The following is a 22,535-nucleotide window of genomic DNA, read 5'->3' on the forward strand; positions in this document are numbered from 1 at the left end:
GGTCCATGGCGCGTTGGGCTCTTTCCCGCCAGGCCACGTTGATCATCGCCGTCGCCGGCGTCTTCCTCCTGCTGGTCAGCATCGTGGCCCGCTGGCAGCTCGCGACGGCCTGGGAGGCGGGGAACGAGGTGGTGCGCACGCAGCAGGTGCTGGCGGCGACCCAGCAGCTCCTCGGACACCTGCTCGATGCCGAGACCGGTCAACGCGGCTACCTGATCACCGGCAGCGAAGCCTACCTGGCGCCCTACGACGCCGGCCGGGCCGCGGCGCGCACCGATCTCGATCGCCTGCAGCGCCTGCTGGGCGGAGACCCCGAGCGCGCCCGGCGCCTGCAGAACATCGGCGTCCTGACCACGGTCAAGCTCGACGAGCTGCAGCGCGCCATCGATGCGCGCCGCAGCGAGGGCGTGGAGGCGGCCAACGCGCTGGTGGCCAACGACGTCGGCCGCCTGACGATGGAGCGGGTGCGCGCCCTGCTGGGCGAGCTCAACGACGAGGTGCGCGGCACCCTCGAGCAGGGGCTGCGCGCGCGGGCCGTCGAGCGGGGCCGGCTCGCGAACGTGCTGTTCGGCGGCGCGCTCGCCGCGCTCGGGGTGCTGCTCGGCGCCATCCTCGCGGTCAACGGCGCCGCGCGCCGGCAGGCGAGGGCCGAGCGGCGCCTCCGCCAGAGCGAGGAGCGGCTGCGCACCACCCTGCGCAGCATCGGCGACGCGGTCATTGCGACCGACACCGACGGCCGCATCGTCTTCATCAATCCCGTGGCGCAGGCGCTGACCGGCTGGGACGAGCTGGCGGCGATCGGCGAGCCGCTCGAGCGGGTGTTCGCCATCGTCAACGAGGAGACCCGGCAGACCGTGGACAGCCCGGTCGACAAGGTGCTGCGCGAGGGCGCGATCGTCGGGCTCGCCAACCACACGGTGCTGATCGCGCGCGACGGCCGCGAGCTGCCGATCGACGACAGCGGCGCGCCGATCCGCGACGCGGACAGCGCGATCATGGGCGTGGTGCTGGTCTTCCGCGACGTCAGCGAGCGCAAGGCCATGGAGACGGAGCACGAGGCGCGGCTGCGCGCCGAGGCGGCGATCGCCGGCGCCACGGCGGCCCGCGAGGCGGCGGAATCGGCGAACGTGGCCAAGGACCAGTTCCTCGCCATGCTCTCGCACGAGCTGCGCTCGCCCCTGAACGTCATCGTGAGCTGGCTGGCGGCGCTCCGCCGCGGCGTCGACGGCCCGCAGCTCGAGCGCGCCCTCGACACGCTCGAGCGCAACGTCCGCGTGCAGGCGCAGCTCATCAACGATCTGCTCGACGTCTCGCGCATCGTCTCCGGCAAGCTCGGCCTGGAACGTGGCCCGATCGACCTGGGGGCGATCGCGCGGACGGCGGTCGAGAGCGCCCGGCCGACCGCCGTGGCGCGCGGGGTCGGACTGCACGCCGATCTCGAGCCGCTGCGCGGCAGCGTCATTGGCGACGCCCAGCGGCTGCTCCAGGTCATCACCAATCTGCTCAACAATGCGCTCAAGTTCACCCCCAGCGGCGGCCGCGTCGACGTGCGCCTGGGGCAGCGCGACCACCTCGCGTGCCTGGATGTCATCGACACCGGCATCGGCATCGCGCCGGAGTTCCTGCCGCACGTGTTCGACCGCTTCCGCCAGTCGGACGAGCGCGATACGCGGGGCCACGGCGGCCTGGGCCTCGGGCTGTCGATCGTGAAACACCTGGTCGAACGCCACGGCGGCACGGTCGAGGCGCGCAGCGATGGCATCGGCGCCGGCGCGCATTTCTCGGTCTGTCTGCCGTTGGACGAGGCGCCGGCCGGCGAGCAGGTGGCGACGGTGCCGGCGCAGTCGGACGAGGGCACCGACCTGCGCGGCGTGCACGTGCTGTTGGTCGACGACGACGCGGATACGCGCGACGGGCTACGACTGGCGCTCGAGATCCACGGCGCCCGGGTGTCGGTGGCGGAGTCGATCGCCGCGGCGCGCGCCCTGCTGACGGTGGAGCGGCCGGACGCCCTCATCAGCGACATCGGGATGCCCGGCGGCAGCGGTCTCGAGCTGATCCGCGGCGTGCGCCAGGAGCTCGCCGATCTGCCGGCGATCGCCCTCTCCGGCTATGCCAGCCGGGAGGACCGCGCCGCCGCGCTCGCTGCCGGTTTCACCGAGCACCTCACCAAGCCGGTCGACATCGGGCGGCTGCTCGCGCAGGTGCGCCGCGTCACCGTCGGCGGCGCGGGAGGTCGCGGCGGCTGACGCGGGGCTGGCGGCGCACCGGCGACGGCGACGGTCTACGGCGCCAGGGGCAGGGTGAGGATGGCGGCCTGGCCGCCCGCGTCGGCGACGCAGCGTCCACGCTGGGCGCCCGCGACGCGCGCGGCGAGCGCGAGCGCGGCGGCATCGAAGGCGGCGCCGCTCAGGCGGCAGCAGGCGTTGCCGTCCTGGCGCTCGAGGACCAGGGCGAGCGCGCCGCCGTCGTCCACGTCGCTCATCGCGTGGCGCAGGAGGTCGAGCAGCGCCGTGGCGAGCGGCGCGGTCGCGACCACGACGCGGACGGGATCGTCCGGCACGGCGAGAGAGAAGGCCAGTTGCCGCTTGCGGGCGCGGGGCGCGACGACGGCGGCGAGGTCGCGCAGCAGGGCGCCGAGATCGCACGCCGCGTCGCCACCGGTCGCCGGCGCGGTCTGGGCGAGCCAGTTCCGCAGCATGCGGTCGAGCCGGCGTACCTGTTCCTCGATCGCCGTCATCGAGGCGGCGAACCGCTCGTCGCCGGTGCCGCCCGCGGCGAGGGCGCGCAGCATCTCGAGGCGGAGGGCGATGGTGTTCAGCGGCCCGCTGAGGTCGTGGAAGTAGTCGGGGGCGAAGGTCGCGAGCGAGCGCATCCGGGCGGCGAGGAGGGCGTCGTCCAGGTCGGCCATCATGGCGCCCTGTGGCGGCTGGCCCGCGCAAAGGCAAGGCGCGGCGCGCGCGATGGCAATGTGGGGAGGGGCGTGCCAGACCGGCCGCCGGCGCGGGCGGGCCGGGGGCCGGTCGCCGGCGGCCGTTGTGGGCGCCTGACCTCGTCCGCTGGGTGGGTGGCCGAAGGGCGGCTCTCCGTCACGGCGCGCTCACGGGGCGAGGGTCCGATCGGGGCGAGCCGCTGTCTCATGGCATTCTCCGCGCGGCGCGCTCAGGAGAGGCGGACGACGCGCTCCGTCCGGTGCTCGAGGAAGAGGAACAGCAGCAGGTAGTCGCGCAGGTGGCGGGTGAGCAGGAAGTTGGTGCGGACGTGCTCGCGGCCGTTCTCGCCCAGTCGTCGCGCGTAGTCGGGGGCGTTGAGGAGCTGCTTGATCCAGAACGCGGTGCCCTCGACGGTGTGGGTGAGGATGCCGCTGTAGCGATGGGCGATCTGCAGCGGAATGCCGCCCACGGCGGCCGCGATCACCGGTTTGCCCTTCCACAGCGCCTCGCTCACCGTCAGTCCGAAGCCCTCCTTGAGCGACTTCTGCAGGACGATGGTCGAGGCGCGCTGCAGGGCGTTGATCTCCACGTTGGCGGTGGGCGGCAGGAGCAGGATGTGGATGTCGGCGTCGTCGGCGGCGGCGGCCTGCACCTGCGCCAGAACCTCGGCGCCCTCGGGGTCGTCGCTGGCGCTGCCGCCGGCGAGGACCAGGCGGCAGTCATTGTACTGCCGCGCCAGCTTGAACGCCTCGACGACGCCGAGCGGGTCCTTCAGGCGGTCGAAGCGCGACACCTGGGTGACGATCGGCTTGTCGCGCGGGATCCGGAGGCGCTGCATGATGGTGTCGATCTCCGACTCCGGGAGCTCGCGGTTCTTGTCGCTGAGCGGATCGATCGACGGGGCGATCAGGACCTGCGGCATGGCGAGGTCGCGGGTGAAGGCGGGGGCCGAGAAGACGCTGGCGTCGTAGGCGCGCACCGACTCGGAGAGGAACTGCCAGACGTCGGGTTGCGGCGTCGAGACGTCGATGTGGCAGCGCCAGAGCCAACCGGATTCCGGACGGCGCCGGCGCGCCGCCACCAGGCCGGCCGGCTGCGGATCGTGAATGAAGACGATGTCGGCGTCGAGGTCGAGCGTCGCCAGGTTGGCCTCGGTGGTGGCGTCGTACACCGCGCGGTCGGCGGCGGTGAACGACTCTGCCTTGCCGTGCAGGGCGTTGTGGATGCGCTTGGTGACGGCGAAGAAGTCCTCGCCGCCCTTCATGACGTCCCAGCGCAGGTCGACGCCGAGCTGCTGGCACATCGGCACCATGCGGTTGAGGATCTCGGCGACGCCGCCGCCGACCGCGGTCGAGTTGACGGTGACGATGCGCCTGCCGGCCAGGCGCCGGCCGAGCAGCCGTAGCTCGTCGACGGTGCCGGGGCCGACGATGGCCTCGTAGTCCTCCAGGCGGATCATGCCGCCGCGCGCTCCGCGATGCGGCGCTGCACCAGGCGGACGATCTGCCGCCGCAGGCCCTCGAGCGTGTGGGTATAGGGGTCGAGGCGGGCGATGGCGTCGGCCAATTGCGTCTCGCCATGGGCGTGCTTGAGCCATTCGCTGAAGTCGTTGGCGCCGCGCTCGAGGCGGAGTCGCGCGTCGAACATGTGGAAGCTGAGCGATGCGAAGCCGATCTGTTCGACGCAGGAGGCGAGCTCGTGCAGGTCGTGCGCGACGTAGCCGGTCGGCAGGATGAAGCTGACCGCCTCGCGGACGTGGAACTCCTCGCCCGGCGGCGCGGTGCGCAGCGTCGTGCTGCGGTCGAGAAAGGTCTGCAGGACGCCGGCGATGCGGTCGCGCAGCGCTCCCAGGCTGCGGAACTGGATGATGTCGATCGCCGCCAACTGTTCGCCCAGCCGGTCCTCCTGCAGTGCGGTGGTCACCCAGTAGGCGAAGTCGTTGGTCGGCTCCGGCGACAGGTGCTGGTGTTGGATCAGGAAGTGGTGGGTGTGGAAGTAGATCGCGGCGCCCGACGCCTGCCGGACCTGGTGCAGCAGCTCGGCGACGTCGCGCGCGCGCTGGTTGGTCGCCAGGGTGAGATCGAGACTGGTCGCGAAGTGGAAGGCCTGCTCCTGATCCATGCGCTGCTCCGTGGCGCGGCGCCGCGCCCGGGCGGCGAGCCTGACGGCGAGCGCGGAGCAAGCCGCGCACCAGGGCGGACCGCGTGTGGCGGGCGGGCGCTTGCCGCGCCCGCCAGCGATGGTCGGAAAGCTCTACACGCGTCGCGTGTACCGGTTACACGCCGGGGCGGGTGCGGGGTGGGCGCGCGCCGCATTGGCGGGCTGCGATCGCCTGGCACGCTCTCCGCTTGCCCGGGTCGGGATGGTTGCGAGCGACGCCGCGGCGGCATCGCCGTCGAGTGCTCCGGGGCTGGTCGTCGTCAGCAATCGGCTGCCGGTGACGGCCGAACGCACGCCCGTCGGGCTGACGCTGCGGCGGTCGGCCGGCGGGCTGGTGTCGGCGCTCGACCCGATCCTCGAGCGGCGCGGCGGCACCTGGGTCGGGTGGCCCGGAATGCCGTTCGAGGCCGGCGAGCGGCTGCCCGTGGACGGCCTGCCGTACCCCCTGGCGGCGGTGCCGATGAAGGCGAGCGAAGTGAGCGGCTTCTATCACGGCTTCGCCAACGGCACGCTGTGGCCGCTCTTCCACAGCTTCCCGCAGCGCACCCGCTTCGACGCCCGCACCTGGCGGATGTATGGGCGCATCAACGAGCGCTTCGCCCGCGTCGCCCATGACGCGGCGGCCGAGGGCGACCTGATCTGGGTGCACGACTACCAGTTGATGCTGGCGCCGCTGTCGCTGCGCGAGCGCCGCCCGGACGCCCGCCTCGCCTTCTTTCTGCACATTCCGTTTCCGTCATTCGACCTGTATCGGCTGCTGCCGTGGGACCGGGAGCTGCTGTACGGTCTGCTGGCGTGCGACCTCATCGGCTTTCACGTCGAGGGATACGAGCGCAACTTCCTCGACTGCGTCGAGCGGCTGCTCGGCGCGCGGGTCGACCGCGCCGCGCACCTGATCGAGCACGGCGGGCGGACGGTGCGGGTCGGCGCCTTTCCGCTCGGCATCGACTTCGCCGCCTTCGAGGAGCGGGCCCGGCAGGCGCCGGCGGGGACGAGCGGCGGGCCGCGGGTGGTGCTCGGCGTCGATCGCCTCGACTACACCAAGGGGATTCCCGAACGGCTGCGCGCCTTCGAGCGCCTGCTGGAGCTGCATCCCGAGCACCGCGAACGGGTCATCCTCCTGCAACTCGCGGTGCCGAGTCGCCGCGAGGTGCGGGCCTACCGGCAGCAGAAACGTCAGATCGACGAGTTGGTGGGGCGGGTGAACGGGCGCTTCGGCACGGCGCAGTGGACGCCGGTCCACTATCTCTATCGCGACACGGAGCCCGACGACCTGGTACAGCTCTATCGCGACGCCGACGTCGCCCTGGTGACGCCGCTGCGCGACGGCATGAACCTGGTGGCGAAGGAATACGTCGCCTGTCAGATCGGCGATCCCGGGGTGCTCGTGTTGTCGCGTTTCGCCGGCGCCAGCGAAACCATGCGCGAGGCGCTGCGCGTCAACCCGTACAACGTCGACGCCACCGCCGAGGCGATCCACCGCGCCCTCGCCATGGAGGAGCCGGAGCGGCGCTCGCGCATGGCGGCGCTGCGCTGGCGCGAGCGCCGGCACGACGTCGTCGCCTGGCTGGACGAGGTCGTCACCGTCGCCGCCGCGCCGGCGAGCGATCTCCGGCCGCCGACGGCGGGCGATTTCGAGACCTGGCTGTCGCCGCGGCTCGGCGAGCAGGCGGTGGCGCTGCTGCTCGACTACGACGGCACCCTGACGGCGATCTGCGACCATCCCGCCGACGCCCGGCCGACGCCGACGATGATCGACGCGCTCGCCGCCTGCCTGGCGCGCGAGGACATGCGGGTCGCGGTGGTGAGCGGACGCTCGCTCGCCGACCTGCGGCGCATCTTCGCCTTGCCGGGCCTGACGCTGGCCGGCAACCACGGGCTCGAGGTGGTCGGCGCCGACGGGGCGGCGTTCCGTCACCCCGACCTGGGGCATTTCACCGGCAAGCTGGCGGCGCTGGCCGACGAGTTGGAGGGGGCGATCGGGCCGGGGGCGTGGGTCGAGCGCAAGGGCGCGACGGTGACGGTGCACGTGCGCGGGGTGTCGCCGGCCGAGCGCGCGCCGCTGCTGGCGCGGCTGAGGCGCCGCATCGCCGACGCCGGCTTCCAGGCGCGGGACGCGCTGTGCGCGCTCGAGGTCCGGCCGCCCATCGGCTGGGACAAGGGGCAGGCGGCGTTGCACATCGTCCGCCAGTGGTACGGCCCGGCCTGGTCGGAGCGGGCGCGGGTCGTCTACGTCGGCGACGATCAGACCGACGAGGACGCCTTCCGGGTGCTGGCGGGTCTCGGCGTCACCTTCCGCGTCGGCGGCGCCGAGTCGGTCACCCTCGCCGAGCGGCGACTCGCCAACCCGGTCGCCGTCGAGGCGCTGCTCGCCTGGCTGGCGCAGCGGCCCGTGGCCGCGATCGCGGCGTTGCACAGAAAGCCCACGGTCGAACCCAATCAGCGCCGGTCGGCTGTGAGCGGTTAGGCTGTTCGCTGTCAGGGGCCGGAATTGTCGGGCCCCAACAGCGAACAGCTCAACAGCGTCACAGCCTCGCGTGAGACGCGACTGGTTCATGCTGCAAAGCCCGCGATCGCCGCGTCCGCGGCGCGATAGCGCGGCGTCGCGGCCTCCGCGGCCGGCGAGCGGGCCGGTTACGCGTCGGGGCGGCGCACGCCGAGCTTCTTCATGCGGCTGCGCAGCGTGCTCGGCCGCAGGCCGAGCAGGGCGGCGGCCCCGCGATCGCCCTCGATGGTCCAGTTCGCGGCGGCGAGGGTGTCGAGGAGGTGCTGGCGCTCGACATCGGCGAGGCGGCGCGGGCCCGGCGTCAGGGCCAGCACGCCGGCGAGGGCTGGCGGCGTCGGCGGCGCCAGCGGGCGCGGCGTCGCCGGCAGCGGCAGGTCGACGCCGAGCTCGAGGAAGGGGCCGTTGGCGAGGACGACGCCGCGCTCGATGATGTTCGACAGCTCGCGGATGTTGCCCGGCCAGTGGTAGGCGAGCAGTCGTTCCATGGTGGCGCGCGACACGCCGTCGATCCGTTTGCCGAGCTCGCGCGCGAAGCGGTCGACGAAGTAGCTGACCAGCAGCTCGACGTCGCCCTCGCGGTCGCGCAGCGGCGGCATGACGATCGGAAACACATTGAGACGGAAGAAGAGGTCGGCCCGGAAGCGGCCGGCCGCCACCTCGGCTTCGAGATCGCGGTTGGTGGCGGCGATGACGCGCACGTCCACCTTCCGGACCCGCGTGCCGCCGACCGGTTCGATCTCGCGTTCCTGGAGGACGCGCAGCAGCTTGACCTGGGTGTCGAGCGGCAGCTCGCCGACCTCGTCGAGGAAGATGGTGCCGCCGTTGGCGATCTCGAAGCGGCCGGTGTGGGCGCGGACGGCGCCGGTGAAGGCGCCGCGCTCGTGCCCGAAGAGCTCGCTCTCGACCAGGCCGGCGGAGATCGCCGAGCAGTTCACCTTCACCAGCGGCCGGTCGCGGCGCGGGCTGCGGTCGTGGATGGCGCGGGCGATCAGCTCCTTGCCGGTCCCGGTCTCGCCGAGGATGAGCACGGTCGACGGCGTCGGCGCCACGGTCTCGACCAGCGACAGCACCCGGGCGAGCGCCGGGCTGCGGCCGACGATCTCGCGGAAGTTGTGGTCCTCCTGGATCTCCTCCTTGAGATACACGTTCTCCGCCGCCAGTTGGTCGCGCAGTTGCCGCAGCTCCTCGTAGGCGAAGCAGTTGTCGACCGCGACCGCCACGGCGCTGCCGACGCGCTCGATGAGCGCCTGCGGGATGTCGCGATAGGCCCGGCGGTGGGTGGACATGAAGAAGAGCGCGCCGAAGCTCTTGGTCTCGCGCAGCAGGGGCAGGGCGTAGAGCGACTCCATGCCCTCGCGCTCCATGACCACGTGGGTCATCGGAAAGCGCTGGCGCAGGTCCTCGCGGCAGTCGGCGACGTACCACTGGCGTTGCTCCTGCGCCCAGCGGCAGGCGGTGCCGGCGGAGGGGAAGTCCTCGATCATCGGGCCGCGCGCCGGCTGGTCGAGCGCCAGCACGTGCACGCGCAGGCTCTCCGGGCCGGTCGGCACCTCGATGCCGAAGCGCTCGCACGGCAGCAGCGGCTTCACGCTGCGCGCCAGCTCGGCGAACAGATCGACGCGCCGCAGGTGGCGGGTCGACGACTGATTGATCTCGAGCAGCGCCCGCAGCTCGCCATAGGCCAGGTCGAGACTCTGGCGGGTGAGCGCCAGGTCCTGCGCCGTGTTCTCGAGCTGCACCTCGAGGTCCGAGAATGCGCGCTGCAGCACCGCCTCGGCGTGCAGGCGCTCCATCTCGACGCGGGCGCGGTTCGCGAACACCTGGAAGATGGTGAGGCCGCGCGGGTCCTCGTCCATCGGCTCGGTATCGAGCGCCGCCAGGTGGCCCAGCGTCTGGCCGTTGGCGCCGCGCAGCGGCACGCCGAGGTAGCTGCGGACGCCGAGCGACACCAGGTCGGTGTCGAGCGGGAAGAGCGTCTGCACGTCGTCCCTGTACAGACAGAGCTCGCCGGCGACGACGCGCTGACAGGGCGTGCCGTTGAGCGGGAACTCGACGTTGGGCGCCCAGTCGCCGCGGCTCCAGAAGGCGATCGTCTTCACCCGGTCCTCGGCGCCGGCGAACTCGGCGACGAAGGCATGGGCGACGCCGAGCGATTGCGCCAGGTTCTTCACCAGGTGGCGCAGGAACTCGAGGCCCGCCTTGTCGGCGGTCGCCTCGACCACGGCGCGGAACGCCAGCTCGCCGTTCCAGCGTTCGATCTGCTTGTCGCGCCCGACCACGTCCGCGTTCAACATGTGCGCCTCGCCATCGGATTCGCCGCGCCCGGTTCGGCTGCGCGCACTGTCGTGAGCACGGCTGCGGGTGTCAAGCGCGGTTCGCGGCTGCCATCGCCGCCGCGGACGCCCCCGCGCTGGTCGCCTCAGCCGGGGGTGACGGTCGGGGTGGCGGTGGGGGTCGCCGTCGGCCCGGCGGGGTTCACGGTGAGGGCGAATCCCTTGTAGGCGGTGGCGCCGCTGGGGATGTCGAAGACGCCGACGGTGAAGGTGTAGACGCCGGCGAGGGTGGGGATGCCGGCCAGGTCGCCGTCGTTCTCGAGACCGATACCGGGGGGGAGGTTGCCGGTCTGGATGAACCAGACGTCGCCGCCGCAGTTGGAGGTCAGCGGCACGTTGTAGCGGATGGCGACGGTGGCGTCGGGCAGCATGCGGGTGCTCACCCGCAGGTCGCAGTCCGAGCAGCCGCTCTGGGTGGTCGCCCCGGCGCCGAGCCAGAGCGTGGTGGCGAGCGCGGCCAGGATGCTGGCGGGGCGAGCGCGGTGAGAACGGCCGGTCGGGGCGTCGTGCATGGGTGCCGACTCTACCGTCGATCGCCGCGGCTGTGAATGGTCGGCCGCGCGCCGCCTGCGCACGCTCGTCGCGGGGTAACGTCCGAATCCGAGCCTACGTGGCCTTGTTGTGACGAAGCGTTTCACCACGGAGGCACGGAGACACGGAGAGTACTGATCTCGAAGCCCGCTCAGCGTTCATCGCAACGCTCATTGGAAATGGAGTGAGAAGAGGCCCCGCGCCTTCGCTATGGCACCGAGCCCTCCGTGTCTCCGTGCCTCCGTGGTGACGGGTTTTTGTCGTATCGAGATCAGGACGGCACCCGCCGCGGGTGCTGCGTTGCGACCGCGCAGTCGGGTGTGTACCCTGCCGCACTCGACAGGATGCCGATGGAACGCAGCGCGCCGCCCCCCTCCGATTTCATTCGCGACATCGTCGCCCAGGATCTGGCCGCCGGCACGCACGGCGGCCGGGTCGTGACCCGGTTCCCGCCCGAGCCCAACGGCTACCTCCACATCGGGCATGCGAAGTCGATCTGCCTCAACTTCGGCATCGCGCTGGAGAACCACGGGGTCTGCCATCTGCGCTTCGACGACACCAACCCCGCGAAGGAGGACGTCGAATACGTGGAGTCGATCCAGCAGGATGTCCGCTGGCTGGGCTTCGACTGGCGCGACAAGCTCTTCTACGCCTCCGACTACTTCCCGCGGCTGCATGCCTACGCGGTGCAGTTGATCGAGGCGGGCCTGGCGTACGTCGACAGCCTGTCGCCGGAGGACATCCGCGCCCATCGCGGCACGCTCACCGAGCCGGGGCGCGACAGCCCGTACCGCGCCCGCTCGGTGGAGGAGAACCTCGACCTCTTCGCGCGCATGACGGCGGGCGAGTTCGCGGAGGGGGCGCACGTGTTGCGCGCCAAGATCGACATGGCGTCGCCGAACATCAACCTGCGCGATCCGGCGATCTATCGCATCAAGAAGGCGCCGCATCACCGCACCGGGAGCACGTGGTGCGTCTACCCGATGTACGATTTCGCGCACGCGCTGTCGGACGCCATCGAGGGCATCACGCACTCGATCTGCACCCTCGAGTTCGAGGATCACCGGCCGCTCTACGACTGGGTGATCGACCACCTGCCGGTGCCGAGTCGGCCGCGCCAGTACGAATTCGCGCGTCTGAACCTGAACTACACGGTGCTGAGCAAGCGCAAGCTGCTGACCCTGGTCGCCGACGGCCACGTCGCCGGCTGGGACGATCCGCGCATGCCGACGCTCGCCGGCCTGCGGCGTCGCGGCTACACGCCGGAGGCGATCCGCAGCTTCTGCGGCGCCATCGGCGTCGCCAAGCGCGACAGCGTGGTCGACGTCGCGATGCTCGAGCACGCGGTGCGCGACGATCTCAATCGCCGGGCGCCGCGGGCGATGGCGGTGCTGCGGCCGCTCAAGGTGGTGATCGAGAACTACCCCGACGGGCAGGTCGAGCAGCTCGAGGCGGTGAACAATCCCGAGGACGCCAGCATGGGGACGCGGCCGGTGCCGTTCGGGCGCGAGCTCTACATCGAGCGGGACGACTTCCGCGAGGACCCGCCGAAGCAGTTCTTCCGCCTGGCGCCGGGGCGCGAGGTGCGGCTGCGCTACGCGTACTTCATCCGCTGCGAGCGGGCGATCAAGGATGCCGACGGGCAGGTGGTGGAGCTGCGCTGCACCTACGATCCGGCGACGCGGGGCGGCGACGCGCCCGACGGCCGCAAGGTGAAGGCGACGCTGCACTGGGTGGCGGCGGCGCACGCGCTGCCGGCGGAGGTGCGGCTCTACGACCGGCTGTTCACGGTCGAGAACCCGAACCTGGAGAAGGACGGGCAGCCGTGGACCTCGTACCTGAATCCGCAGTCGCTGGAGGTGCTGCGCGACTGTCGGCTCGAGCCCAGCCTGGCCGGGGCGTCGTCCGGCGATCGCTACCAGTTCGAGCGCCACGGCTACTTCTGCGCCGACGAGGATTCGCGTCCCGGCGCGCTGGTCTTCAACCGCACGGTCGGCCTGCGCGACGCCTGGGCGCGGATCGAGAAGAAGGGTTCGTAGATCCGGGGCCGCCGCCGCGGCGGGGAGGCGGTGCCCGCGCGGCCGGCGGCTCAGCCGCCGCTGCCGATCATCGGCAGCACGCGGTCGAGGCGAGCGATGCTGCGTTCGCGGCCGACGACCTCGACGAGCTCGTAGATGCCTGGGCTGACGGTGCTGCCGGTGAGGGCGACGCGGACCGGCTGGGCGAGCTTGCCGAGCGCCAGGCCGTGGCGCGCGAGCACCGACTGAAACGCCGCCTCGATGGCCGGCGCGGTCCACTCCTCGAGCGCGGCCAGCGCGTCGCGCAGGTCGCGCAGGGCGTCGGGGTTGGTCTTCGCGAGGTGCTTGGCGACGGCGGCGGGGTCGAGCGTGACGGCCTGGCTGAAGTAGTAGGCGCCCTGGTCGAGCAGATCGACGAGCGTCTTGGCGCGCTCCTGGAGCGTCGCGGCGGCGCGCGCCAGCCAGGCGTCGTCGCCGGGGGCCGTCCACCCACGCTCGGCGAGGAACGGCTTCAGCAGCTCGGCGACCAGCGAAGGGGGCGTCATCTTGAGATGCTGGGCGTTCACCCACTCGAGTTTCTCGGGATTGAAGACGCCCGCCGAGGCGCCGACGTGCGCGAGCGAGAACTTCTCGATCAGCTCCTCGCCGGTGAAGATCTCCTGGTCGCCGGCCGACCAGCCGAGGCGGGCGAGGTAGTTGTTGAGCGCCGCCGGCAGGTAGCCCTCCTCGCGATAGGCGAGCACCGAGGTCGCGCCGTGGCGTTTGCTGAGGCGGGCGCGGTCGAGACCGAGGATCAGCGGCACGTGCGCGAAGCGCGGCGTCGGATAGCCGAGCGCCTGGTACATCAGCACCTGCTTCGGGGTGTTCGCGAGGTGGTCGTCGCCGCGGATGTTGTCGGTGATCGCCATCAGCGCGTCGTCGACGACGACGCAGAAGTTGTAGGTCGGCGTGCCATCGCTGCGGACGATGATGAGGTCGTCGATCTCGCTGTTCTGGAAGGTGACGACGCCGCGCAGGGCATCGTGCACCAGCGTCTCGCCGTCGAGCGGCGCCTTGAAGCGGATGGTGAAGGGCCGCCCGGCGGGCGCGTCGTGGCGGTCGCGGCACCGGCGATCGTACATCGGCTTGCGCCCCTCGGCCTGGGCCGTCTGGCGCCGCTGCTCCAGCTCCTCGGGCGTGCAGTAGCAGCGGTAGGCGCGGCCGAGGGAGAGGAGGCGCTCGGCGTGCTCCCGGTAGAGCGCCCCGCGCTCGCTCTGGAAGAACGGTCCCTCGTCCCACTGCAACCCGAGCCATCGCAGGCTGCCGAGGATCGCCTGCGTCGCCTCCTGGGTGGAGCGCTCGCGGTCGGTGTCCTCGATCCGCAGCACGAAGGTGCCGCCCTCATGGCGCGCGTAGAGGAAATTGAAGAGCGCGGTCCGGGCGCCGCCGATGTGCAGATAGCCGGTGGGACTGGGGGCGAAGCGGGTGCGGACCGACGACATAACGGGCGGCTACCAGCGGCCCTGGGGGGAGTCAACGCAACTCCTTGCGTCGGCGCGGATCGTTTGAGTAAAGGAGCGGCGTTGCATCTGCCGCCGGGGGATTGGGGACGTCGGCGACAGCGGCACGCTGCGAAGAGGGGGCGTTATGGCACGATGCGGTGGCACGGTGAGCAGGGCCTTCGCGGTCCTCGGCGTCGCCTTGGTGCTCGGGGGCATGGGCGGGGCGCATCCGGCACGGGCGACCATCAAGTACGGGCCGATCCAGTTGTCGGGCTCGGTCGATTCGCAGACGCTGGTCCGCACCATCAGCGTCGACCAGTACCAGTTCATCCAGAACCGCAACACCGCGTTGCTGCGGTTGGACTACGACTGGCTCGAGAAGGGGAAGCTGATCGACCGCTACGAGATCCCCGGCGTCTCGCGCTCGAAGCTGTACCTCCTCTATCGCGGGGTCTACGACAGCTTCTGGGGCGCCGGCACCGGCGGCCGTCAGCGCGGCGTCAGCCGTGAGGACGATCTGATCGGCGGCCCGATCTCCGGCAACAAGATCGGCCAGGCGTGCACGACGCCCGACTGCATCTGCACCACGCCCGGCTGCAACACCCTGCGCAAGGGCATCTACAGCAGTCTCAACTCCGAGCAGCGCAACGCGCTGGCCTGGGAGAGCACGCTGCGCGAGGCGTACATCGACCTCTCGCTGGCCGATGCGCCGATCAGCTTCCGCGTCGGCCGCCAGCAGGTGATCTGGGGCGAGAGCGACCAGTTCCGCCTCATGGACATCATCAACCCGCTCGACACCACCTGGCACCTGCAGCAGGAGGAGTGGGACAAGATCCGCATCCCGCTCTGGCTGGTGAAGATGATCTACGACTTCGGCGACGTGGGTCCCTTCTCCAACTCGTTCGCCGAGCTGGTGTGGAACCCGGGCGACTTCCAGCCCGGCAACAAGGTCGAGTTCCTGCCGGCGCCGTGGGGGATCCCGGTGCCCAATCCGGTGCGCGCCGGCCAGGTGCAGCTCGGGAGCACGACGCAGCCGGTGTTCTTCACGCCGCTCTTCAACCTGCAGGGCACCAGCTTCCGCCAGGGGAAATTCAGCCGCAACGTCGCCGACGCCAGCGAGGTCGGCCTGCGCTGGCACAGCGTCACCGACGTGCCCTACATCAACATGCAGGGCCTCGAGTTCACCCTCAACTGGTACTGGGGCCGCTCGCGCGGCATCGGCGCGGTCGCCGGCGCGCCGTTCGGCCTCGACATCCAGCGGGCGGTGGTGCCGACCTTCCAGGCCGCCAACGCGTTCCGCCAGAACCCGAACGACCCGACCAGCCCGCCGGCGACCCTGACCGGCGTGCGGACGCCGGTCTATCCCGCCGACGTGACGGCGGAGTTCGTCTTCCCCTACTCGCACATCTTCGGCCTGACCGGGAACTGGTTCGAGGGCAACTACACCAACACCGTCTTCCGCCTGGAGACGGCGTACCAGATCGACGCGCCATTCCAGACCGCGTCGCTCAACGATCGCGCCCAGGTCGAGCAGGAGACCAGTCCCGGCGTGTTCAAGCCGCTGCCCGGCGTCTACGCGCCACTCGGCTACACCAACCGCGACGTCTGGGCGGGCATGGTCGGCTTCGACCGCCCGACCTGGATCAAGTTCCTGAACCCGCGCACCACCTGGTTCATCACCGGCCAGTTCTTCTGGAGCTACGTGAACGGCCAGCACTCCGACCTGCGCGGCTCGATCCTCAGCGCCTCCGAGCAGCCGTACTTCTCGCCGACGCAGCAGAACCCCGCCATCGTCTCCCCCTCGGTGCGCAACACCGGCCGGGTGCAGTGGGCGAACGGCGTCTACGCCGGCCAGAACGAGCGCACCCAGAACGCGCAGTATCTGGGCGGCACCGCCGACAACTTCTACCAGTGGGAGATGCTGACCACCCTGGCGGCGACCTCGTTCTACGCCGGCGGCACGATCGTGCCGTTCATCGCCATCGCCATCGACCCGGTCAACCGCAACTTCCTGTGGCAGAACAAGCTCGACTACTTCCTCACCAACAACCTCATCCTGCAGGGCCGGGCGAACTTCTACTCCGACCTGGGCTCCGGCAGGACCAGTCTCGACCCGTGGGGCGCCGGCGGCCTGAACGCCCGCCGCGACGAGGTTGGCGTCAAGATCACCTGGCAGTTCTGATCACCAGCGGGGGACGGCCGGCCCGACCGGGTCCGCCGTCCCAGCCGCGTCCTCTGCCGGAGTGCCTCTCACAGGCCCTTCCTTGACCGCCTGAAACCAAGTTGATAGCGAAGCAAATTCAGTCGCTTTCGATACTTGGAGACGGAAAGGGGTCGGTCTAGAGGCACGTAGCTCAGGGGGAGAGCACTTCCCTGACACGGAAGGGGTCGGCGGTTCAAATCCGCCCGTGCCTACCATCACACGTCCCGGAGGCGCCGTTTCGACGGCGCCTCCGCCGTCTCCGCAGGCCACAGGCAAATGCGCATCGCGGTCACACTGCCGACGGGAAGCCGTCACGAGGTCGAACCGGGGACGACGATCGTCGCCGCCCTGAAGGCCGCTGGAGCCGACCTCAAGGGCGTGATCGCGGCCCGCTTCGATGGCCGCGTCGTCGACCTGTCGACGCCCCTGTCGGCCGGCGGCGAGATCGCCCCGGTGGCGGCCGATTCGCCGGCCGGGCTCGACGTGCTCCGTCATTCGAGCGCCCACCTCATGGCGCAGGCGGTGAAGCGGCTCTTTCCCGACACCCAGATCACCATCGGTCCGGTGATCGAGGATGGCTTCTTCTACGACATCAAGAAGGACACGCCGTTCACGCCCGAGGACCTGGAGCGCATCGAGAACGAGATGCGCGCCATCGTGAAGCAGGACTTCCCGGTGGTCCGCGAGGAGATGGATCGCGAGGAGGCGACGCGCTTCTTCCGCGATCAGGGCGAGCACTACAAGGCCGAGATCATCGCCGGGCTGCCCGACCAGCGGGTCGGGCTCTACCGCCAGGGCGAGTTCGTGGATCTCTGCCGCGGCCCGCACGTGCCGCGCACGGGGGTGCACAAGGCGTTCAAGCTCACCGGCGTCGCCGGCGCCTACTGGCGCGGCGACGAGCGCAACGAGATGCTGCAGCGCATCTACGGCACCGCGTGGGCCAGCAAGGAGGCGCTCGCCGAGCATCTGACGCGCATCGAGGAAGCGAAGCGGCGCGACCACCGCAAGCTCGGCAGGGAGCTCGACCTCTTCTCGTTCGACCTGGTCGCCCCGGGCAGCCCGTTCTTCCACCCCAAGGGCGCCGTCGTCTACAACGAGCTGATCGGCTACGTCCGCGGCCTGTACCGGAAGTACGGCTACGACGAAGTCATCACCCCGCAGGTGATGGACGTCGAGCTGTGGAAGCGCTCCGGGCACTACGACAACTACCGCGAGAACATGTACTTCACGCAGCTCGAGGAGCGCGAGTTCGCGGTCAAGCCGATGAACTGCCCGTCGCACTGCCTGATCTTCGGCAACCGCAAGCGCTCGTATCGCGAGCTGCCGATCCGCTACGCCGACTTCGGCCGCCTGCACCGCGCCGAGCGCTCCGGGACGCTGCACGGCCTGACGCGGGTGCGCAGCTTCTCACAGGACGACGCCCACATCTTCTGCATGCCGGAGCAGATCGGCGACGAGATCAGCGCCTTCCTGCGCATGGTCGACGAGGTCTACACCGACTTCGGCTTCGGCGAGCGCCGGGTGCTGCTGTCGACGCGGCCGGAGAAGTCGATCGGCAGCGACGAGATGTGGGAGCGCGCCGAGGGCGCCCTCGCCGAGGCGCTCGCCGGCGCCGCGATGCCGTACGAGATCAATGCCGGCGATGGCGCCTTCTACGGCCCGAAGATCGACTTCATGATCGTCGACGCGCTCAAGCGCGCCTGGCAGTTGGCGACCGTCCAGCTCGATTTCGGGGCGCTGCCGGAGCGCTTCGACCTCACCTACATCCGGCCCGACGGCAGCGAGGCGCGTCCGGTGATGATCCATCGCGCCGTGCTCGGCACCATCGAGCGCTTCATGGGCATTCTCATCGAGCACTGCGCCGGCGCCTTTCCGCTCTGGCTGGCGCCGGAGCAGGTCCGGGTGCTGACGCTCACCGAGCGCCAGGAGGGCTACGGGGCCGAGGTCGGCGCGACGCTGCGCGATGCCGGCTTCCGCGTCGAGATCGACGACCGCAACGAGAAACTCGGATACAAGGTGCGCGAGGCGCAGCTCGCGAAGGTGCCGGTGATGCTGGTGGTCGGCGACAAGGAACAGGCCGAACGCACCGTCGCGCCGCGCCGCCGCAGCGGCGGCAGCAGCGAGCCCGTATCGATCGACGCCATCATCGCCGAGCTGCGCGACGCCGTCCGTCGCCGCGGCGCGGCCTGACCACATTCCACGAGGGGACTCCCATGCCGAAGCTCAAGACCAACCGCGGCGCCGCCAAGCGCTTCAAGAAGACCGGAACCGGCAAGATCGTGCGCAAGAAGGCGTATCTGCGCCACCAGTTGAGCTGCAAGACGCGCAAGCAGAAGCGCAACCTGCGCGGCTCGGCGCTGGTCGACGCCGCCAACGCGCCGCAGATCCGCAAGCTCATCCCATATCTGTGAGCGCCGGCGGTGATCGTCGGATCGCCGCCCGCCGTTCGCACCCAGGAAGGACACGCACATGCCACGCGCCAAAAGAGGCACCAAGGGACTCGCCAAGCACCGCAAGATCCGCAAGCTCGCGAAGGGCAACGTCGGCGGCCGCCGCAAGCTCTACCGCGCCGCGCGCGAGACCATCGAGAAGGGGCTCGTCTACGCCTATCGCGACCGGCGGGTGAAGAAGCGCGAGTTCCGCAGTCTGTGGATCGTCCGCATCAACGCCGCCGCGCGCCTGGTGGGGCTGACCTATTCGCAGCTCATGCAGGGGCTGAAGAAGAGCGGCATCGCCATGGACCGCAAGATGCTCGCGGACCTGGCGATGCGCGATCCGAACGGCTTCAATGCCGTCGCCGAGGTCGCCAAGGCGCAGCTCGCGGCCTGATTCGCGGGCGCAGGCCGACGGTCGACGGATGGAGGCGGAGGCGATTCCCCTTCCGCTGTCCCGTCGGCTCGCCCCGCTCACGAGTTGAGCCGATGCAGGAGGCGCTGGAGGCCATCCGCGCCGCCGCCCGGGCGGCGCTCGCCACCGCGGCGGACGAGGAGGCGGTCGAGGCGCTGCGCGTGCGCTTCCTCGGCCGCAAGGGCGAGCTCACCACCGTGGTGCGGCTGATGCGCGACGTCGCGCCGGAGGACCGGCCGGCGATGGGCGCGCTGCTCAACGCGGTCAAGGACGAGGTCGAGACCCGCCTCGAGGAGGCCCTCGCTGCGGCGCGCGCCCGGGGCCGGTCCGCCGCCGCCGCCGAACGCCTGGACGTCACCGAACCGGGCCGGCGGCCGGCGCTCGGGCGCGCGCACCCGCTGATGCAGGTGATGGACGAGATCGTCGACGTCTTCCACGGCCTCGGCTTCAGCGTTGCCGAAGGGCCGGAGATCGAGGACGACTTCCACAACTTCGAAGCGCTCAACTTTCCCCCGGACCACCCGGCGCGCGACATGCAGGACACGATGTTCGCCAGCGACGGGCACCTGCTGCGCACCCACACCTCGCCGGTGCAGATCCGGGTCATGGAGTCGCAGTCGCCGCCGCTGCGGGTGATCGTTCCGGGCGTCGTCTACCGCCACGACAGCGACACCACGCACTCGCCGATGTTCCACCAGATCGAGGGCTTCATGGTCGATCGGCGGATCACCTTCGGCCACCTGAAGGGCGTGCTCACCCACGTGCTGCAGGCGATCTTCGGCGCCGGCCTGCCGGTGCGCATGCGGCCGAGCTTCTTTCCCTTCACCGAGCCCAGCGCCGAGGTCGACGTCGGCTGCTTCGGCTGCGCCCGCGACGGCAGCGCCTGTCGCATCTGCAAGAGCAGCGGCTGGGTGGAGATTCTCGGCGCCGGCATGATCGATCCCAACGTCTTCCGCGCCGTCGGCTACGATCCGGAGGAGGTGTCGGGCTTCGCCTTCGGCCTCGGCATCGAGCGGATCGCGATGCTGAAGTACCAGATCGACGACATCCGACTCTTCTTCGCCAACGATGTCCGCTTCCTGCGCCAGTTCTGATCCGACGCCATGAAGGTGCTGCTCAGTTGGCTGCGCGAGCTGGTGCCGATCGGGCTCGACACCCCGGCGCTGTGCGACCGCCTCTCGGCGGGCGGGCTGGTGGTCGACGGCGTCGAGGTGCTGGGCGCCGAGATCCGCGACGTCGTCGTCGCCGAGATCCTCAGCACCGCGCCGCATCCATCGGCCGAGCGCCTGACCGTGTGCGAGATCCGCACCGGAGCCGGCCCGACCGCGCCGGTGGTCTGCGGGGCGCGCAACATGCAGGCCGGCGATCGCGTCGCCTACGCGCCCCCCGGGGCGACGCTGCCCGGCGGCCGGCGCATCGAGCGCGTCGAGATCCGCGGCGTCGCCTCCGCCGGCATGCTGTGTTCGGAGGCCGAGCTGGGAATCGGCGCCGCGGCGGAGGGCATCCTGATCCTCGGTGCCGAGGCGCCGCTCGGCGCCCGCCTGGCGGCGCATCTCGGCATCGAGGACACGGTGCTCGACATCGACGTGACGCCGAATCGCGGCGACTGCCTGAGCATTCTCGGCATCGCCCGCGAGATCGCGGCGCTGACCGGCCAACCGCTGCCGCGCACCCGCAGCGCCCTGCGCGAGAAGGGCGCGCCGGCGATCGAGGCGATCGGCGTGCGCATCGAGGATCCGCTCGGCTGTCCGCGCTACGCGGCGCGCATCATCCGCGGCGTCAGCGTGCGGCCGTCGCCGTCGTGGGTGGCGCGGCGCCTGGAGGCGGTCGGCCTGCGCGCCATCAACAACGTCGTCGACGTCACCAACCTGGTGATGATCGAGCGCGGCCAGCCGCTGCACGCCTTCGACTACGCGAGGCTCGATCGGCGCGAAGTGGTCGTGCGCCGCGCCGGCGCCACGCAGCGGCTGCGCACGCTCGACGGCGTCGAGCGCTCCCTGGCGGCGGACGATCTGCTCATCACCACCGGCGAGACGCCGATCGCGCTCGCCGGCGTCATGGGCGGTGCCGACACCGAGGTCAGCGATGCCACGACGACGGTGCTGCTCGAGTCGGCCTGCTTCGATCCGGCGAGCATTCGCCGCACCGCGCGGCGCAGCGAGCTCCGCTCCGAGGCGTCGTATCGCTTCGAGCGCGGCGTCGACGTCGAGGGCGTGCTGCCGGCCATCGACCGCGCCGCCGCGCTGCTCAAGCAGCTCGCCGGCGGCGAGGTGGCGCCGGGCATCGTCGAGAGCTATCCCGCGCCGCACCGGCCGAGCAGCATCCATCTGCGGCCGAAGCGCGCCGAGGAGCTGCTCGGCGTCGGCGTGCAGCGGAGCGAGATGGCGACGGCGCTGAAGGCGCTCGGCGCGACGATCGGCAGCGCCCCGCAGGGCGCGCTGATGGTGACGCCGCCCAGCTTCCGCCGCGATCTGACGCGCGAGATCGATCTCGTGGAAGAGGTCGCGCGGGTCCTCGGCTACGAGCGCATCGCCGCCGCCATGCCGGTGGCGCCGCTCGCCGCCGGCGTGCTGCCGGCGCGCCTGCGCTGGGAGCGCGAGCTGAAGCGGATGCTGATCGCCGCGGGCTTCTTCGAAGCGGTGTCGCTGAGCTTCGCCGCGACCGAGACCAACCGGCTGTTCCCGGGGCTGGACATCCCGGCCGCCGCGTCGGCGGTCCGCATCGCGAACCCGATGAACCGCGACGAGCCCGAGATGCGGCGCAGCCTGCTGCCAGGCCTGATCGCCGCCTGGCGGGTCAATCGCAACCAGGGCGCCCGCGGTCTGGCCGCATTCTCGGTGGCCCGCGTCTACTGGCAGCTCGACGGCCCGCGCGAGGCCTGGCGCCTGGCGGGCCTGCTGGTCGGCGAGCTGCCGCGGCGCGGGCTGGGCAGTCCGCAGACGGCGACCTTCGCCGACGCCAAGGGGGCAGTCGAGATGCTGCTCGAGCGCCTGCGCGTCCTCGACCGGGTGCGGTTCGCGGCGACCGACGCGCCGCCGTTCCATCCCGGCAAGAGCGCCACCCTGCGCTGCGAGGGGCAGGTCGTCGGCGCCGTCGGCGCCCTTCACCCGGAGATCGCCTTCGCGATCGATCTTGCCGATCCCGCCTGGGGGTTCGAGCTTGACATCGAGAAACTGCTTCCATACTGTCCGCAAGGTTCTGCTTTTGTTGGATTGCCGCGCTTCCCGGCGACCATGCGGGACGTCGCGGTCGTAGTCGACGAGAGCTTCCCGTCGGAGCGAATCGTGCAGTTCGTGCGCCAGTGGCGGCCTGACCTGATCGAAGAGGTGTCGTTGTTCGACGCCTATGTCGGCGCGCCGATCCCGGCTGGGCGCAAGAGCCTCGCGTACAGCATCGCCTACCGGGCGGCTGATCGCACGCTGACGGACGAGGAAGTGAACGGGCTGCAGAGCGAGCTGCGCGGCGCCCTGACACGCGAGCTCGGCGTCGCCCTGCGCGAGTGACGGGCGACCGGAGGGACGGG

General features: G+C 71.1%; 15 protein-coding genes and 1 tRNA gene. 10 read left to right on the top strand and 6 right to left on the bottom strand.

The genetic code is table 11. From position 1 onward, the window contains the following. Window positions 1–5: 5 nt before the first annotated feature. Complete coding sequence (locus tag KF840_24165) at window positions 6–2,249, top strand: CHASE3 domain-containing protein (GenBank protein ID MBX3027995.1); 2,244 nt, start codon at window positions 6–8, stop codon at window positions 2,247–2,249. Between the two features lie 35 nt (window positions 2,250–2,284). Here the strand turns inward: KF840_24165 and KF840_24170 are convergent, their stop codons facing one another. The 3 genes from KF840_24170 to KF840_24180 all read right to left on the bottom strand — a co-directional run bounded on the left by KF840_24170 (window position 2,285) and on the right by KF840_24180 (window position 5,054). Next, window positions 2,285–2,911 (bottom strand): HAMP domain-containing histidine kinase, encoded by a 627-nt coding sequence (locus tag KF840_24170; protein ID MBX3027996.1) that lies wholly within the window; start codon window positions 2,909–2,911, stop codon window positions 2,285–2,287. Between the two features lie 251 nt (window positions 2,912–3,162). Continuing rightward, window positions 3,163–4,392, bottom strand: a complete 1,230-nt coding sequence (locus KF840_24175; protein ID MBX3027997.1) for a glycosyltransferase — start codon at window positions 4,390–4,392, stop codon at window positions 3,163–3,165. Then, complete coding sequence (locus KF840_24180) at window positions 4,389–5,054, bottom strand: hypothetical protein (protein ID MBX3027998.1); 666 nt, start codon at window positions 5,052–5,054, stop codon at window positions 4,389–4,391. Before KF840_24180 ends, KF840_24175 begins: the two co-directional genes overlap by 4 nt. A 241-nt stretch (window positions 5,055–5,295) precedes the next feature. Here KF840_24180 and KF840_24185 point away from each other — a divergent pair, with 241 nt between their 5' ends. Beyond that, window positions 5,296–7,560 carry a bifunctional alpha,alpha-trehalose-phosphate synthase (UDP-forming)/trehalose-phosphatase gene (locus KF840_24185; GenBank protein MBX3027999.1) on the top strand — a complete coding sequence of 755 codons (2,265 nt, stop codon included), beginning with the start codon at window positions 5,296–5,298 and terminating at the stop codon, window positions 7,558–7,560. A gap of 167 nt (window positions 7,561–7,727) precedes the next feature. Here KF840_24185 and KF840_24190 read toward each other — a convergent pair whose 3' ends face one another. Both KF840_24190 and KF840_24195 read right to left on the bottom strand, forming a co-directional pair. After that, window positions 7,728–9,455, bottom strand: a complete 1,728-nt coding sequence (locus KF840_24190) for a sigma 54-interacting transcriptional regulator (protein MBX3028000.1) — start codon at window positions 9,453–9,455, stop codon at window positions 7,728–7,730. A 563-nt stretch (window positions 9,456–10,018) separates the two neighbouring features. Beyond that, window positions 10,019–10,444, bottom strand: coding sequence for a hypothetical protein (locus tag KF840_24195; protein ID MBX3028001.1), 426 nt, complete (start codon window positions 10,442–10,444; stop codon window positions 10,019–10,021). A gap of 363 nt (window positions 10,445–10,807) precedes the next feature. Here KF840_24195 and KF840_24200 point away from each other — a divergent pair, with 363 nt between their 5' ends. Then, complete coding sequence (locus KF840_24200) at window positions 10,808–12,502, top strand: glutamine--tRNA ligase/YqeY domain fusion protein (GenBank protein ID MBX3028002.1); 1,695 nt, start codon at window positions 10,808–10,810, stop codon at window positions 12,500–12,502. A gap of 50 nt (window positions 12,503–12,552) precedes the next feature. On the opposite strand, the gene gltX is transcribed toward KF840_24200, so the two are convergent. After that, window positions 12,553–13,962: a glutamate--tRNA ligase gene (gene gltX, locus KF840_24205; GenBank protein ID MBX3028003.1), complete on the bottom strand. Its 1,410-nt coding sequence runs from the start codon at window positions 13,960–13,962 to the stop codon at window positions 12,553–12,555. A gap of 166 nt (window positions 13,963–14,128) precedes the next feature. Between gltX and KF840_24210 the strand changes: the two genes are divergently transcribed. From KF840_24210 to pheT, 7 genes are all read left to right on the top strand, one after another. After that, window positions 14,129–16,144, top strand: coding sequence for a hypothetical protein (locus tag KF840_24210; protein MBX3028004.1), 2,016 nt, complete (start codon window positions 14,129–14,131; stop codon window positions 16,142–16,144). Between the two features lie 161 nt (window positions 16,145–16,305). After that, a tRNA-Val gene (locus KF840_24215) sits at window positions 16,306–16,380 on the top strand. A gap of 61 nt (window positions 16,381–16,441) precedes the next feature. Then, window positions 16,442–18,355: a threonine--tRNA ligase gene (gene thrS, locus KF840_24220; protein ID MBX3028005.1), complete on the top strand. Its 1,914-nt coding sequence runs from the start codon at window positions 16,442–16,444 to the stop codon at window positions 18,353–18,355. A gap of 23 nt (window positions 18,356–18,378) precedes the next feature. Beyond that, window positions 18,379–18,576 carry a 50S ribosomal protein L35 gene (gene rpmI, locus KF840_24225; GenBank protein ID MBX3028006.1) on the top strand — a complete coding sequence of 66 codons (198 nt, stop codon included), beginning with the start codon at window positions 18,379–18,381 and terminating at the stop codon, window positions 18,574–18,576. A gap of 58 nt (window positions 18,577–18,634) precedes the next feature. Beyond that, the gene (rplT, locus tag KF840_24230) at window positions 18,635–18,994 is read left to right on the top strand and encodes a 50S ribosomal protein L20 (protein MBX3028007.1); all 360 of its coding nucleotides are present in this window, start codon (window positions 18,635–18,637) and stop codon (window positions 18,992–18,994) included. A 92-nt stretch (window positions 18,995–19,086) separates the two neighbouring features. After that, the gene (pheS, locus tag KF840_24235; GenBank protein ID MBX3028008.1) at window positions 19,087–20,106 is read left to right on the top strand and encodes a phenylalanine--tRNA ligase subunit alpha; all 1,020 of its coding nucleotides are present in this window, start codon (window positions 19,087–19,089) and stop codon (window positions 20,104–20,106) included. 9 nt (window positions 20,107–20,115) lie between these two features. Continuing rightward, window positions 20,116–22,515: a phenylalanine--tRNA ligase subunit beta gene (pheT, locus tag KF840_24240; protein ID MBX3028009.1), complete on the top strand. Its 2,400-nt coding sequence runs from the start codon at window positions 20,116–20,118 to the stop codon at window positions 22,513–22,515. Window positions 22,516–22,535 lie beyond the last annotated feature (20 nt).

Source organism: bacterium (assembly GCA_019637795.1).
Taxonomy (GTDB): domain Bacteria; phylum Desulfobacterota; class Binatia; order HRBIN30; family CADEER01; genus JAHBUY01.

Bases quoted from the DNA above. Each gene is read 5' to 3' on its own strand.
- KF840_24165 (MBX3027995.1), top strand. From the start codon at position 6: ATGGCGCGTTGGGCTCTTTCCCGCCAGGCCACGTTGATCATCGCCGTC.
- KF840_24170 (MBX3027996.1), bottom strand. From the start codon at position 2,911: ATGGCCGACCTGGACGACGCCCTCCTCGCCGCCCGGATGCGCTCGCTC.
- KF840_24175 (MBX3027997.1), bottom strand. From the start codon at position 4,392: ATGATCCGCCTGGAGGACTACGAGGCCATCGTCGGCCCCGGCACCGTC.
- KF840_24180 (MBX3027998.1), bottom strand. From the start codon at position 5,054: ATGGATCAGGAGCAGGCCTTCCACTTCGCGACCAGTCTCGATCTCACC.
- KF840_24185 (MBX3027999.1), top strand. From the start codon at position 5,296: ATGGTTGCGAGCGACGCCGCGGCGGCATCGCCGTCGAGTGCTCCGGGG.
- KF840_24190 (MBX3028000.1), bottom strand. From the start codon at position 9,455: ATGGACGAGGACCCGCGCGGCCTCACCATCTTCCAGGTGTTCGCGAAC.
- KF840_24195 (MBX3028001.1), bottom strand. From the start codon at position 10,444: ATGCACGACGCCCCGACCGGCCGTTCTCACCGCGCTCGCCCCGCCAGC.
- KF840_24200 (MBX3028002.1), top strand. From the start codon at position 10,808: ATGCCGATGGAACGCAGCGCGCCGCCCCCCTCCGATTTCATTCGCGAC.
- gltX (MBX3028003.1), bottom strand. From the start codon at position 13,962: ATGTCGTCGGTCCGCACCCGCTTCGCCCCCAGTCCCACCGGCTATCTG.
- thrS (MBX3028005.1), top strand. From the start codon at position 16,442: ATGCGCATCGCGGTCACACTGCCGACGGGAAGCCGTCACGAGGTCGAA.
- rpmI (MBX3028006.1), top strand. From the start codon at position 18,379: ATGCCGAAGCTCAAGACCAACCGCGGCGCCGCCAAGCGCTTCAAGAAG.
- rplT (MBX3028007.1), top strand. From the start codon at position 18,635: ATGCCACGCGCCAAAAGAGGCACCAAGGGACTCGCCAAGCACCGCAAG.
- pheS (MBX3028008.1), top strand. From the start codon at position 19,087: ATGCAGGAGGCGCTGGAGGCCATCCGCGCCGCCGCCCGGGCGGCGCTC.
- pheT (MBX3028009.1), top strand. From the start codon at position 20,116: ATGAAGGTGCTGCTCAGTTGGCTGCGCGAGCTGGTGCCGATCGGGCTC.